Annotated in this window: 9 protein-coding genes; 1 reads left to right on the forward strand and 8 read right to left on the reverse strand. The window is 71.1% G+C overall.

Annotation, left to right across the window (positions count from 1 at the left end):
- Positions 1–2: 2 nt before the first annotated feature.
- Positions 3–1,592, reverse strand: coding sequence for an FAD-dependent monooxygenase (locus LMU33_RS35750; protein ID WP_228625318.1), 1,590 nt, complete (start codon positions 1,590–1,592; stop codon positions 3–5).
- A gap of 86 nt (positions 1,593–1,678) precedes the next feature.
- A complete protein-coding gene (locus LMU33_RS35755) occupies positions 1,679–2,266 on the reverse strand; it encodes a TetR/AcrR family transcriptional regulator (RefSeq protein WP_228625320.1) in 588 nt (195 codons plus the stop codon).
- Between the two features lie 97 nt (positions 2,267–2,363).
- Between LMU33_RS35755 and LMU33_RS35760 the strand changes: the two genes are divergently transcribed.
- Entirely contained in the window at positions 2,364–3,899 is a 1,536-nt protein-coding gene (locus LMU33_RS35760; RefSeq protein ID WP_228625321.1) for an MFS transporter, read from the forward strand.
- 60 nt (positions 3,900–3,959) lie between these two features.
- Here LMU33_RS35760 and serA read toward each other — a convergent pair whose 3' ends face one another.
- From serA to LMU33_RS35790, 6 genes are all read right to left on the reverse strand, one after another.
- Entirely contained in the window at positions 3,960–5,549 is a 1,590-nt protein-coding gene (gene serA / locus LMU33_RS35765) for a phosphoglycerate dehydrogenase (protein WP_228625323.1), read from the reverse strand.
- 243 nt (positions 5,550–5,792) lie between these two features.
- A complete protein-coding gene (ilvC, locus tag LMU33_RS35770; protein WP_228625325.1) occupies positions 5,793–6,791 on the reverse strand; it encodes a ketol-acid reductoisomerase in 999 nt (332 codons plus the stop codon).
- A gap of 131 nt (positions 6,792–6,922) precedes the next feature.
- Complete coding sequence (gene ilvN / locus LMU33_RS35775) at positions 6,923–7,447, reverse strand: acetolactate synthase small subunit (protein ID WP_055708145.1); 525 nt, start codon at positions 7,445–7,447, stop codon at positions 6,923–6,925.
- Positions 7,448–7,468: 21 nt separating this feature from the next.
- Positions 7,469–9,316 (reverse strand): acetolactate synthase large subunit, encoded by a 1,848-nt coding sequence (locus LMU33_RS35780; protein ID WP_228625327.1) that lies wholly within the window; start codon positions 9,314–9,316, stop codon positions 7,469–7,471.
- Positions 9,317–9,559: 243 nt separating this feature from the next.
- Positions 9,560–12,625 (reverse strand): putative bifunctional diguanylate cyclase/phosphodiesterase, encoded by a 3,066-nt coding sequence (locus LMU33_RS35785; RefSeq protein WP_228625329.1) that lies wholly within the window; start codon positions 12,623–12,625, stop codon positions 9,560–9,562.
- A 376-nt stretch (positions 12,626–13,001) separates the two neighbouring features.
- The gene (locus tag LMU33_RS35790; RefSeq protein WP_228625331.1) at positions 13,002–13,943 is read right to left on the reverse strand and encodes a 2-hydroxyacid dehydrogenase; all 942 of its coding nucleotides are present in this window, start codon (positions 13,941–13,943) and stop codon (positions 13,002–13,004) included.
- Between the last annotated feature and the right edge of the window lie 18 nt (positions 13,944–13,961).

Below are 13,961 nucleotides of genomic sequence, written 5' to 3' on the forward strand. Positions count from 1 at the left end.
CCTTACTCGTCCTCCGTCTCGAACCTCGCGGCACGGTCACGCGCACCCGTGAGCGCGGTGAGGGCCTCCGTGAGGGTGCCCGGAGTGTGCGGGCCGTCGGGCCAGTGGGCGGCGATGTGGCCGTCCGGGCGGACGAGGAGCGCGCCGTGCGAGCCGAGCGCGTACGACTCGGTGTGCTCGCGGGCCAGGGGCTCGATGTGCAGCGGCACGGGTACGGCGGTGGGGGCCGCCCAGGCCGTGGGGTCCGGGGTGAGCAGGGTGAACCAGGTGCCGAGGGTGTCGAGGGTCGAGCGGTCGCCGGTGAGCCGGAGGTGGGGCATGCGGTGGCCCGGCCGCACGGTGGGCGTGTAGTCCGTGCCGGGCTCCGGTGGCTCGGGCAGGGCGTCGGGGGCCGCGAGGACGGCGGCTGAGCGGTAGGCGACGCCGAGCACCAGGCCCAGTTGTGCGAAGTACCGGTCCGTCCAGGGCAGTTGGACCTGGCCCGGCACCACGTCCCCCGCCCGCAGCTGTGCGCGCCGGCGGTCCTGCACCTCGCGCAGCAGCCGGGCGTTGGCCACCGCCTGGCGGAGGGTCTCGCGGGCGACGGGGTGCCGTTCGGCCTCGTAGGTGTCGAGCAGGCCGGGTCCGGCCCAGCCCTGGAGCACGCCCGCCAGTTTCCAGGCGAGGTTGTGCGCGTCGGCCACGCCGGCGTTCATGCCCAGGCCACCGACGACGGGGACGGCGTGCGCGGCATCGCCGGCCAGCAGGACCCGGCCGTGCCGGAGGCGTTCGGCGACGCCTGCCTCCATCACCCAGTGCTGGACGCGCAGCACCTCGGGCCGTACGTCGGTGCCGGGACCGAAGGCCGCCGCGACGAGGCCGCCCCAGTCGGTGCCGTCGGCGTCCTCCGGCGTGGTGCCGAACCAGGCCCAGCCCTCTTCGGGATAGAGCGGCATGAAGGACCCGTGCGCGGTGAAGTAGACCCCGGCGGGCCGGTCGGCGCACCAGCGGTCGAGGTCGGCGTCGAAGACGACGGTGGTGACGCCGCCCAGCGCACCGGGGCCGGCGGTGCCGATGCCCAGCAGGTCCCGGACGGTGGAGTGCGCGCCGTCGGCGGCGAGCACGTACCGGGCCCGGATCCGCTCCTCGGCTCCGGTGCGGCGATCGGCGAGCCGGGCTACGACACCTCCGAACCCCTCGGTCAGGCCGACGAGTTCGACACCGAACCGCACCGGTGCGTCCGCCGCGGCGAGCAGCACCGGTTCCAGCCGGTCCTGCGAGGTGCACACGCCGAGCGCGGGGCTCTCCGGCACCGGCGCGTGCACCCCGGCCATCGCCGCCGAGGCGAAGTCGGCGCCGCTCAGGGTGTCACGGAAGCGGACCCGCCCGTAACGCGGCGCGAAGGCGCGGGCCGTGATCCGGCCGGCGAGCCCGAGCCCGCGGAAGATCTCCATCGAGCGCACGTTGACGAGCCGGGACCGGGGAAACGGCGACAGCTCGGGGTGCCGCTCGACCAGCAGGGCGGACACGCCCCAGCGCTCCAGCAGCGCCCGCGCGGTGAGCCCCACCGGTCCGGCGCCGACGATCAGCACCGCCACCTCGGCGTCACGCATGCGGCCAATCTCTCCTGCCCGTCGGGCGGCCGCAATCCGCGCGCCGGCGCAGCGGTCGGCGGTTGCGCACATACGGGAGGGCCGGATCAGCCCGCCCTGGTCCCCGCGACGATCCGCCGGAGACCCTCGGTGAGCTGCTCCGCGGAGGTGGCCGAGTCCGGGTCGAAGAGCCACTGGACCATGAGGCCGTTGAGGAGGGTCAGGTAGAAGCGGCCCTCGGTTTCGGTGGCCTCCTCGCCGAGGTCGGCCTCCGGGATGCCGCTGAACAGGGACACCAGCCCCGAGCGCCCCTCCTTCTGCGCCTCGGCCAGCAGCTTGCGCACCTCCGTGATCCGGTCGTCGTCCTGGAACATGAGCTCGAAGCTCAGCAGCCAGATCGCCCGTGACTCGGGCACCGTACGGATGATGCTCGTCCACACCTCCTGGAAGCGCTCCAGGGACCCGGGGGGCTGTGTCACCTTCCCGCCGAGGCTGGGATCGAAGCGCTCCCCCACGCCCTCGATCAGCGAGATGTACGCCTGCACCAGCAGCGCGTCCTTCGACCCGTAGTGGTAGCCGATGGACGCCAGGTTGGTCCCCGACTCCTTGACGACGTCCCGCGCGGTCGTACGCAGGAACCCCTTCTCCAGCAGGCAGCGCTTGGCGCCTTCGAGCAGATCCTCACGGTGTCCCATGCCCGCCACCCTACCGCCGGTCCATACGGACGTCCTAGACAGATGACTTATACAATCGTTCTAGACAAGCGTTTAAGACGCCCGTACAGTCATCGGCATGACGAACTCGACGGGCACAACCACCTCCGCAGGCGCCGGAAGCGCCGTCCCCGCCCGCGCCGGGCGCCGTGAGTGGACCGCTCTCGGCGTGCTGATGCTGCCGCTGCTGCTGGTCTCGATGGACGTCTCGGTCCTGTACTTCGCGACCCCCGCGATCAGCGCCGACCTGCACCCGAGCGGCACCCAGCAGCTGTGGATCTTCGACGTCTACGGCTTCGTCCTGGCCGGCCTGCTGATGACCATGGGCTCCCTCGGCGACCGCATCGGCCGCCGCAGGCTCCTCCTGACGGGCGCCGCGGCCTTCGGCGCAGCCTCACTGCTCGCGGCCTACGCGGACAGCGCCGAGACCCTGATCGCGGCCCGCGCGGTCCTCGGTCTCGGCGGTGCGACCCTGATGCCGTCCACGATGGCGCTGCTGCGCACGATGTTCACCGACCCCGCTCAGCGCGCGAAGGCGATCGGAATGTGGTCCGGCGTCATGACCGGCGGCATCGCGCTGGGCTCGGTGATGAGCGGCATCCTGGTCGAGCACTTCTGGTGGGGCTCGGTCTTCCTGGTCAACCTGCCCGCGATGGCCCTGCTCCTGCTCCTCGGCCCGGTGCTGCTGCCGGAGTCCAGGGACCCGAACCCCGGCCGTTTCGACTGGCTGAGCGTGCCGCTGTCGATGGCCGCCGTGCTCCCCGTGATCTACGGCCTGAAGGAGATCCCCTCCGAGGGCTGGCACCCGCTCTACGTCGTCTCGATCGCCGTCGGCCTGCTCTTCGCGGCCCTGTTCGTCCACCGCCAGCGCACCAGCGCCTCCCCGCTGATCCCGCCGGCCCTGCTGAAGGGCCGCGGCTTCACCCCGGCGCTCGTCCTGAACCTCGTCGCCGCCCTCGCCATGATGGGCTCGGCCATCTTCACCACGCAGTACCTGCAGTCGGTCCTCGGCAAGAGCCCGCTGTCGGCGGCCCTGTGGAGCCTGCTGCCCTCGGTGTTCATCGGCGTCGCCGGTCCGGTCACCGCACAGCTCGTCCAGCGGGGCGTCAACCGGGGGTACGTCGTCGCCGGCGGCTTCGCGGCCATGGCGGCCGGTTACTCGATGCTCGCCCTCGTCGGCACCGACTCGCTGTGGCTGGCGCTCGCCGGGGCCGGCGTCCTCGCCTGCGGGATGGTCGCGATCGTCTCCCAGCTGACCGACCTGGCCATGAGCGGCGCCCCGGTGGAGCGGGCGGGTACGGCCTCCTCCCTGCTGGAGACCAGCGCGGAGTTCGGCGGCGCGCTCGGCATGGCGGTCCTGGGCTCGATCGGTACGGCGGTCTACCGCCACGAGATGCCGGCCACCGCCCCGGCCGCGGCCCGCGAGACCCTGGGCGACGCCCTCGCCACGGCCGCCCGGCTGCCCGGCGCGGCCGGTCAGTCCCTGCTCACCACGGCCCGCGAGGCCTTCACCAGCGGGATGCAGGGCGCGGCGATCGCCGGCGCGGTGCTGGTGGCGCTGGCGGCGGTGGGGGCGGCGGTGAGCCTGCGGAAGATCGAGGTCGGCGACGACTAGGAAAAGGAAAACGCCGGACGGGCTGACTCTTCGTCAGCCCGTCCGGCGTTCGCGCATGTGTCAGACGAGGTTCACCGAGCGGGCGGACGTCGCACCGATCTCCGAGGCCACCTCGGCCAGCACACCGGCGGACACCGTGTCGTCGACGGTGAGCACGGCCAGCGCCTCACCGCCGGCGGCCGCGCGGGCGACCTGCATGCCGGCGATGTTGATGCCCGCCTCGCCGAGGATGCGGCCGACGGTGCCGACGACACCGGGGCGGTCCTCGTAGCGCAGGACGAGCATGTGGTCGGCGAGGGCGAGGTCGACGTCGTAGTCGCCGACCGCGACGATCTTCTGGACGTGCTTCGGACCGGCCAGCGTGCCGGAGACCGACACCTCCTCACCGTCCGCGAGCGTGCCGCGCACGGTGACGACGTTGCGGTGCTCGGGCGACTCGGAGCTGGTGGTCAGCCGGACCTCGACGCCGCGCTCCTGCGCGAACAGCGGCGCGTTGACGTAACTCACCGTCTCGTCGACGACGTCCTCGAAGACGCCCTTGAGCGCGGACAGCTCCAGCACCTTCACGTCGTGCTGGGTGATCTCGCCGTAGACCTCGACGTCGAGGCGGTGCGCGACCTCACCGGCGAGCGCGGTGAAGATCCGGCCGAGGCGCTCGGCGAGCGGCAGACCCGGCTTGACGTCCTCGGCGATGACACCGCCCTGGACGTTCACCGCGTCCGGCACCAGCTCGCCGGCGAGGGCGAGACGGACGGACTTGGCGACCGCGATGCCCGCCTTCTCCTGGGCCTCGTCGGTGGAGGCGCCGAGGTGCGGGGTGCAGACGACCTGGTCCAGCTCGAACAGCGGGGAGTCGGTGCAGGGCTCCTTGGCGTACACGTCGAGGCCGGCGCCGGCGACGCGGCCCTCCTTCAGCGCCGAGTACAGGGCCGTCTCGTCCACGATGCCGCCGCGCGCGGCGTTGACGATGCGCACGCTCGGCTTGACCTTGCGCAGCGCCTCGTCGCCGATGAGGCCGAGGGTCTCGGGGGTCTTGGGCAGGTGGACGGTGATGAAGTCGGAGACCTCCAGCAGCTCGTCCAGGGAGAGGACCTTCACGCCCATCTGCGCGGCCCGCGCGGGCTGGACGTAGGGGTCGTAGGCGACGACCTTCATGCCGAAGGCGGACATGCGCTGGGCGACCAGGGCGCCGATGCGGCCGAGGCCGACGACACCGAGGGTCTTCTCGGCCAGCTCGACGCCCGTGTACTTGCTGCGCTTCCACTCGCCGTTCTTCAGCGCGGCGTTGGCCTGCGGGATGTTGCGGGCGGAGGCGAGGATCAGACCGCAGGCCAGCTCGGCGGCGGTCACGATGTTGGAGGTCGGGGCGTTGACGACCATCACGCCGGCCTTGGTGGCGGCGGAGACGTCGACGTTGTCCAGGCCGACGCCGGCGCGGGCGACGACCTTGAGCTTCTTCGCCGCGGCGATGGCCTCGGCGTCGACCTTGGTGGCGGAACGGATCAGGATCGCGTCGACGTCGGCGATGGCCGGGAGCAGTTCGGCTCGGTCGGCTCCGTTGGCGTGCCGGATCTCGAAGTCCGGGCCGAGTGCGTCCACGGTCGCGGGCGACAGCTCTTCAGCGATGAGTACGACGGGTTTCGAGCTCACGTGAGGTCCTCACAAGTCCAGAGCATGCGGACGGCCGTCCCGACGGCCGCAGGCGGAGGAGGGGGGCTAGCCGCGGAAGACGCACGACGCTGTGGGCCTGACGCGTGTTGTGCAGCAGTCTAGTGGCGTGGCGCAGGGCATCTTGCGCCTCCACGGAAGGATCACCCGTCCGGGGCTGGACGGGGTGGACAACAGAGGGAAGAGGGGGCCGGAGCAGTCTGCCCCGGCCCCCTGGCGTGAGGCTTACGCCTCCTCGTTCACCCAGCTCATCAGCTTGCGCAGCTGCTTGCCCGTGGTCTCCAGCAGGTGCTCGGAGTCCTGCTTCTTGTACTCGTTGTACTTCTTCAGACCGCCGTGGTACTCGTCCATCCAGTTCTGGGCGAAGGAGCCGTCCTGGATCTCGGCGAGGACCTTCTTCATCTCGGCCTTGGTGGCGTCGGTGATGATCCGCGGGCCGGTGACGTAGTCGCCCCACTCGGCGGTCTCGGAGATGGACCAGCGCATCTTCTCCAGGCCGCCCTCGTACATGAGGTCCACGATCAGCTTCAGCTCGTGCAGGCACTCGAAGTAGGCGATCTCCGGCTGGTAGCCGGCCTCGGTCAGGGTCTCGAAGCCCGCCTTGACCAGCGCGGCCGTACCACCGCAGAGGACGGCCTGCTCACCGAACAGGTCGGTCTCGGTCTCCTCGGTGAAGGTCGTCTTGATGACGCCGGCGCGGGTGCCGCCGATGCCCTTGGCGTACGACAGGGCCAGCGAGAAGGCGTTGCCGGAGGCGTCCTGCTCGACGGCGGCGATGCACGGAACGCCGCGGCCCTCCTCGTACTGACGGCGCACCAGGTGGCCCGGGCCCTTCGGGGCGACCATGCAGACGTCCACGCCGGCCGGGGGCTTGATGAAGCCGAAGCGGATGTTGAAGCCGTGGCCGAAGAACAGCGCGTCGCCGTCCTTCAGGTTCGGGGCGATGGACTCCTCGTAGACCTGGGCCTGGATCGGGTCCGGCACCAGGATCATGATGACGTCGGCCTCGGCGGCGGCCTCGGACGGCGTCACCACGCGCAGGCCCTGCTCCTCGGCCTTGGCCTTGGACTTGGAGCCCTCGTGCAGACCGACACGCACGTCGACACCGGAGTCACGCAGCGACAGCGCGTGGGCGTGGCCCTGGCTGCCGTAGCCGATGACCGCGACCTTGCGGCCCTGGATGATGGACAGGTCGGCGTCAGCGTCGTAGAACAGCTCGGCCACTTTGGGTTCTCTCCTTGGTGTGCAGGTTGTGCGTCCCACCGTATGACGGTGAGGGGAAGGGAAGTCTCGGGGTCTCGGCATCCGGGCGGACGGCGTGTCGCCGACCGCCCGGTTTCAGCCGTACTTCAGCTTTACGCGGATCGGTCGAGGGCGCGCAGCGAGCGGTCCGTGATCGAACGGGCGCCGCGGCCGATCGCGATCGTGCCGGACTGCACCAGCTCCTTGATGCCGAACGGCTCCAGCATCTTGAGCATGGCGGACAGCTTCTCGCTGGATCCGGTGGCCTCGATGGTGACGGCCTCCGGGGAGACGTCGACGGTCTTGGCGCGGAACAGCTGGACGATCTCGACGATCTGGGAGCGGGTCTCGTTGTCGGCGCGGACCTTCACCAGGACGAGTTCGCGCTGCACGGCCTGACCGGGCTCCAGCTCGACGATCTTCAGCACGTTGACGAGCTTGTTGAGCTGCTTGGTCACCTGCTCCAGGGGCAGGTCCTCGACACCGACCACGATGGTGATGCGGGAGATGTCGGGGTGTTCGGTGACGCCGACCGCGAGCGAGTCGATGTTGAAGCCGCGGCGGGAGAACAGGGCGGCGATCCGGGCGAGGATGCCCGGCGTGTTCTCCACCAGGACGGAGAGCGTGTGCTTGGACATGGTCTTCTTCGTCTCTCTCGCTCAGTCGTCTTCGTTGTCGCCGAAGTCGGGGCGGACGTCCCGGGCGGCCATGATCTCGTCGTTGGAGGTGCCGGCGGCGACCATCGGCCAGACCATCGCGTCCTCGTGGACGATGAAGTCGATGACGACCGGGCGGTCGTTGATGGAGTTCGCCTCTTCGATGACCTTGTCCAGGTCCTCCGGGCGCTCACAGCGCAGACCCACACAGCCCATCGCCTCGGACAGCTTCACGAAGTCCGGCACGCGCGTGCCCTTGGCCTCCGGGTTGATGTCGTCGGGGCCGCTGTGCAGCACGGTGTTGGAGTAGCGCTGGTTGTAGAACAGGGTCTGCCACTGGCGGACCATTCCGAGGGCGCCGTTGTTGATGATGGCGACCTTGATCGGGATGTTGTTCAGGGCGCAGGTGGTCAGTTCCTGATTGGTCATCTGGAAGCAGCCGTCGCCGTCGATCGCCCAGACCGCGCGGTCCGGCTGCCCGGCCTTGGCGCCCATGGCGGCCGGGACCGCGTAGCCCATGGTTCCGGCGCCCCCGGAGTTCAGCCAGGTGGCGGGCTTGTCGTACTGGATGAAGTGCGCGGCCCACATCTGGTGCTGGCCGACGCCCGCGGCGAAGATCGTGCCCTCGGGCGCGAGTTGGCCGATGCGCTCGATGACCTGCTGCGGGGAGAGCGAGCCGTCGTCGGGCTGGTCGTAGCCGAGCGGGTAGGTGTCGCGCCAGCGGCTCAGGTCGCTCCACCAGGCGGTGTAGTCGCCCTTGTGGCCCTCGCTGTGCTCCTTCTGCACGGCCTGGACCAGGTCGGCGATGACCTCGCGGGCGTCACCGACGATCGGCACGTCCGCGGCGCGGTTCTTGCCGATCTCGGCCGGGTCGATGTCGGCGTGGACGATCTTGGCGTACGGGGCGAAGCTGTCCAGCTTGCCGGTGACCCGGTCGTCGAAGCGGGCACCGAGGGCGACGATCAGGTCGGCCTTCTGCAGCGCGGTGACGGCGGTGACCGCACCGTGCATGCCCGGCATTCCCACGTGCAGCGGGTGGCTGTCGGGGAACGCGCCGAGCGCCATCAGGGTGGTGGTGACGGGCGCTCCGGTGAGTTCGGCGAGAACCTTCAGCTCGGCGGTGGCGTGCGCCTTGATGACGCCGCCGCCGACGTAGAGGACGGGCCGCCTGGCGGAGGTGATCAGCTTGGCGGCCTCGCGGATCTGCTTGGCGTGCGGCTTGGTCACCGGGCGGTAGCCGGGCAGGTCCATGGTGGGGGGCCAGGTGAAGGTGGTCTTCGCCTGGAGGGCGTCCTTGGCGATGTCGACCAGGACCGGGCCGGGGCGGCCGGTGGAGGCGATGTGGAACGCCTGCGCGATGATCCGCGGGATGTCCTCGGCCTTGGTGACGAGGAAGTTGTGCTTGGTGATCGGCATGGTGATGCCGACGATGTCCGCCTCCTGGAAGGCGTCGGTGCCGATCGCCTTGGATGCCACCTGGCCGGTGATCGCGACGAGCGGGACGGAGTCCATGTGGGCGTCGGCGATCGGCGTGACCAGGTTGGTGGCACCGGGGCCGCTCGTGGCCATGCAGACGCCGACCTTGCCGGTGGCCTGTGCGTAGCCGGTGGCCGCGTGGCCGGCGCCCTGCTCGTGGCGGACCAGCACGTGACGGACCCGCGTCGAGTCCATCAGGGGGTCGTACGCCGGCAGGATCGCGCCGCCGGGAATGCCGAATACCGTGTCAGCGCCGACCTCCTCGAGGGAGCGGATGAGGGACTGCGCACCCGTGACGTGCTCGACGGGGGCGGACTGCTGTCCTCCGGATCGGGGCCGCGGCTGCGGATGGGCCCCGGTGGCCTGCTCGGTCATCGGCATTCTCTTCTCGATGCTGAGGGTTTTTGCGAGGTTTGTACGGAGTTCACGCGGTGCACGAAAGGCACTCGTGCAACAAAAAACCCCTCGTGCCGCGAGGCAAGCGAGGGGAGCGCGCCGGTGAGGTCGCTGGGGTTTCCGGATCGTCCTCCGGTGGGTCCCAGCTCAGCCGACGCGCTGTCCAAGTACGAGAATTCGGGTGCGCATGGCACTGACCCTCCCCCCGACGCGCACCACGTGTCAAGTGGGTGGGACGGGAGTCTCAGAATGTGAGCGATGGACACTGCCACCTCCGAAGACAGCCGTAACACCCCCTGTGTACACCCCTGAGCGCCCCTTCGGCTCGCTCACACTCCCGGCGAACGCCGGTTCGGCCGGTGCGTGCGGCACCGGGTAGTGGCCGGATCCGAGTGCCCGGCGCAGCCGGTACTCGTCCAGCGGCCCCGCGAAGGCCATGCCCTGCCCGTGCGTGCAGCCCATCGCGCGCAGTGCGACGACCTGCTCCGGCAGGTCCACGCCCTCGGCCACCGACTGCAGCCCGAGATCGCCGGCGATCCGCAGCAGACCGCTGGTGATCTTGTGCAGCCGCGTGGACTCCACGACGCCCTCGACCAGGCTGCGGTCGAGCTTCAGGATGTCCACGGGCAGCCTTCTGAGAGCGGTGATGGCCGCGTAGCCGCTGCCGAAGCCGTCCAGTGCGATCCGCACCCCGAGCCGGCTGAGCGCGCTCAGCCGCCGCTCCAGCTCGTCCAGCGAGACCCGCGGATCGGTGTCGGACAGCTCCAGAACCAGTGCGCCGGGCGGCAGCCCGTGCCGGGTCAGCAGCGCCTCCACGGAACCGACCGGCATCGAGCGGTCCAGCAGTCGCCGGGCGCTCGCCCGTACGGTCACCGGGACGACGATGCCGGCGGCGGCCCGCTCGGCGGCCTGCTCGACGGCCTCCTGCAGGATCCAGCGGTCCAGCTCGGCGGTCTTGTCGCCGTCCTCGGCCACCCGCAGGAACTCGGCCGGGGTGAACAGCACCCCCTGGGAGGAGCGCCAGCGCGCCTGCGCCGAGACCGCCGTGATCCGGCCGCCCGAAAGGCACACCACCGGCTGGTGCAGCAGGGCGAACTCGCCGTCGTGCAGCGCGGCACGCAGCCGGGTGGCCAGCTCCGCCTTGCGTACGACGTCCTGCTGCATCTGCGGCTTGTACAGCTCGACCCGGCCCTTTCCGGCCGCCTTCGCGCGGTACATCGCGAGATCGGCGTTGCGCAGCAACTCACCCGCGCCGAGGCCCTGTTCGGCGAAGGCGACGCCGATGGAGGCGTTGACCCGCACGTCGCTGCCGTCGATGGCGTACGGCTGGGAGAGGGTCACCCTGAGGCGGTCGGCGAGCTCCAGGATGTTCCGCTCCCGGGCGGCACGCTCACGGGCTCCGTCCCCGGCGATCAGGGCCGCGAACTCGTCGCCGCCCAGCCGGGCCGCGGTGTCCCCCTGCCGGACCGCGTCCTGGAGCCTGCGGGCGGCCTGGACGAGCAGTTCGTCCCCGGCCTGGTGCCCGATCGTGTCGTTGACGGCCTTGAAGCCGTCCAGGTCGATGAAGAGCACGGCCGTGCCCAGCAGGGCGGCGCCCCGGTCGGTGGCGCGGCGGCCGGACAGGGCCTGCTGGACGCGCCGGGTGAACAGCGCGCGGTTGGGCAGGTCGGTCAGCGGGTCGTGCTCGGCGTTGTGCTGCAGCTGCGCCTGCAGGCGGACGCGCTCGGTCACGTCCCGGCTGTTGAAGATCAGGCCGCCGTGGTGGCGGTTGACGGTCGACTCGACGTTGAGCCAGCCTCCCCCGCTCTCGGCTGCGCTCGAGCGGGAGGTGCCCCCACCGCCGGACCGGAAGCGGCACTCGATGCGGGTGGTGGGTTCCTCCAGGGGGTCGGCGGCGAGGAAGCGGCGCACCTCGTGCACCACGCAGCCCAGGTCCTCCGGGTGGATGAGGGCGGCCAGTTCCGTGCCCACCAGGTCCTCGGCCGGGCGGCCGTAGACCCCGGCGGCGGCCGGGGAGACGTACCGCAGGATGCCGTTGGGCGCGGCGATCATGATCACGTCGCTGGACCCCTGCACCAGTGAGCGGAAGTGGTTCTCCTTCTGCGCCAGTTCCTGGGTCAGGGTGATGTTGTCCAGCAGCATGATGCCCTGCCGGATGACGAGCGCGAGCACGACGGCGCCCGCGGTGATCAGCACGACATGGTCGGGTCGGCGCCCGTTGAGGACGTTGTACAGGATGCCCAGGGTGCACACGGCGGCGGCGAGGTACGGGGTGAGGGCGGCCAGGGAGCCGGTGAGCGGCCGGCCGGCCGGATACCGGCTGTGATCACCTCCGGGGGCGGGTGCGGACACATGGTGGTGGCTCGTGCCGCGCTGTCCGGGCACGTGTTCGTGGACCACGCGCGTGTGCCCGTCCGGTACGTGCGCCTCCCGGGCTCCCTTGCGGCGGGGCGCGGCCCAGGGGGCGTAGGCGAGCAGCAGCGAACCGGCGAACCAGCCGGCGTCCAGCAGCTGACCGGAGTGGTAGCTGCTGTGCAGCAGCGGCGAGGTGAACAGCGCGTCGCACATCACGGTCAGCGCGAGCGCTCCGATCGCCGTGTTCACGGCTGTGCGGTTGCCCGGGGTACGGCGGAAGTGCAGCGCGAGGACCATGCTGACGAGCGCGATGTCGAGCAGCGGGTACGCCAGCGACAGCGCGGTGTGCGCCACGCTCGGTCCGTCGAACCGGGCCGCCTGGGCGAGCGCCAGGCTCCAGGAGAGCGTGAGCAGCGAGCCGCCGATCAGCCAGGCGTCCAGCGCCAGGCAGATCCAGCCGGCCTTGGTCACCGGCCGCTTGGCGAGCACCAGCAGGCCCACGATGGCCGGCGGCGCGAAGCACAGGAAGAACAGGTCCGCGTAGGAGGGGCTGGGCACCGGCCGGCCGAGGACGACCTCGTACCACCCCCAGACCGCGTTGCCGAGGGCCGCCATCGCCGAGGAGAGGGCGAACAGCAGCCAGGCCGAGCGGAAGCGGACGCGCGGATTGCGGGCGTACAGGAAGCAGGAGACGGCCGCGGTGCCCGCCGCGGCGGCCAGCCCGAAGTCGCCCATGATCAGCGCCAGTTCGTCCGTGCCCCAGTCGAAGGCGGCCCCGACGGCGTAGGCCGCGCAGACCAGGGCGAGAACGAGTTGCTCCCTCGTGCGGGTGCGTTCAGCGGCGGCCGTCCGGCGGGACGGCGCCGCCTGCTGCGGATGCGGTGCGCGCACCGCCGCGTCCAGGGCGGTCCTCACCGAGGGCGGCGCGCTCACCGGGGCCTCCCGGTCAGCGCCGCTCCCGGGTCCCGACGGTCCCGGTGCGCCGGGTGCGCATGCCTCCTGCGGCCGTTGGGCCTGCGCTGCTGGTGGCTGGTGTGGTGGCCGCGTCTGCGCGCGGCCGTGCGCCAGGGTCGCCGTCGGCGGCTCCGCCGCGTCGGATCGTTCGTCCATAGGCCGTGCATCGCCCGTCGCCCCCCTCACAGATCTGAAATGTCCATCCCCGGCGCCGAACGGTAGGCGGCGCAGCCCCTGTCGGGACGATACACCAGGATCGTCACTCAGGGACATAGCTTCTCTACGCTCCGTGACGACCAGCGGCGATGCGGGTACGGGGCGCGTCCGGAGGGTTGCGCAGGGTGCCGGAACCGGATTACGCCCCTGTCGTCAGGACCACGTTCCGCAGGGGCTCGTGGTTCACAAAACGGGTCAGCTGGTCGGCGAGAAGGCTCTTGGCGCGCGGCAGGAAGGCGGAGGTGGGCCCGCCCACATGGGGGCTGATGAGCACGCCGGGGGCCTGCCAGAGCGGGTGTCCGGGCGGCAGCGGCTCGGGATCGGTGACGTCCAGGGCCGCGGTGATGCGGCCGCTCTCCAGCTCCGCGAGCAGCGCCTTGGTGTCCACGACGGGGCCGCGGGCCACGTTCACGAGCAGGGCCCCGTCCTTCATCCGCGCCAGGAATTCGGCGTCCGCCAGGCCCCGCGTCTCCTGCGTCAAGGGCGTGGAAAGGATCACGACATCGGCGTGTGGAAGCAGAGAAGGCAATTCGGTGAGCGGATGCACCGGACCGCGCGCCGTGGTGCGCTCAGAGCGCGCGACGCGCGCCACCCGCGCGAGCTCAAACGGCGCGAGCCGGTCTTCGATGGCGGCGCCGATGGAGCCGTAGCCGACGATGAGAACGGACTTGTCGGCGAGGGCCGGCCGGAACCCGCCGAGCCACTGGCCGCGGTCCTGGGCCCGTACGAAGTCCGGGATGCCGCGCAGGGAGGCGAGGACCAGGGTGAGCGTCAGCTCGGCGGTGCTCGCCTCGTGCACCCCGCGCGCGTTGCACAGCCGCACGCCCGGGCGCAGGTGGCGCAGGCCCGGCTGCACATGGTCGGTTCCGGCCGACAGCGTCTGTACGACCTCGACGGAGGTCATCTCCGGCAGCGGGCGCACACCGATCCCGGCGGGCTTCATGTAGGGCACGACGTAGAAGGAGCAGTCGGCCGGGTCGGCCGGGAACTCCTCTGCGCCGTCCCAGAACAGGTACCGGGGCCCCTCGGGAAGCCCCTCGATCTCCTCCGGCGCTATGGGAAGCCACACCTCAGCAGTCATGCCATGGAGGCTATGTCA

It is taken from the genome of Streptomyces barringtoniae (assembly GCF_020819595.1).
Taxonomy (GTDB): domain Bacteria; phylum Actinomycetota; class Actinomycetes; order Streptomycetales; family Streptomycetaceae; genus Streptomyces; species Streptomyces barringtoniae.

Bases quoted from the DNA above. Each gene is read 5' to 3' on its own strand.
- ilvN (WP_055708145.1), bottom strand. From the start codon at position 7,447: ATGTCCAAGCACACGCTCTCCGTCCTGGTGGAGAACACGCCGGGCATC.
- LMU33_RS35780 (WP_228625327.1), bottom strand. From the start codon at position 9,316: ATGACCGAGCAGGCCACCGGGGCCCATCCGCAGCCGCGGCCCCGATCC.
- LMU33_RS35790 (WP_228625331.1), bottom strand. From the start codon at position 13,943: ATGACTGCTGAGGTGTGGCTTCCCATAGCGCCGGAGGAGATCGAGGGG.
- LMU33_RS35760 (WP_228625321.1), top strand. From the start codon at position 2,364: ATGACGAACTCGACGGGCACAACCACCTCCGCAGGCGCCGGAAGCGCC.
- LMU33_RS35750 (WP_228625318.1), bottom strand. From the start codon at position 1,592: ATGCGTGACGCCGAGGTGGCGGTGCTGATCGTCGGCGCCGGACCGGTG.
- LMU33_RS35755 (WP_228625320.1), bottom strand. From the start codon at position 2,266: ATGGGACACCGTGAGGATCTGCTCGAAGGCGCCAAGCGCTGCCTGCTG.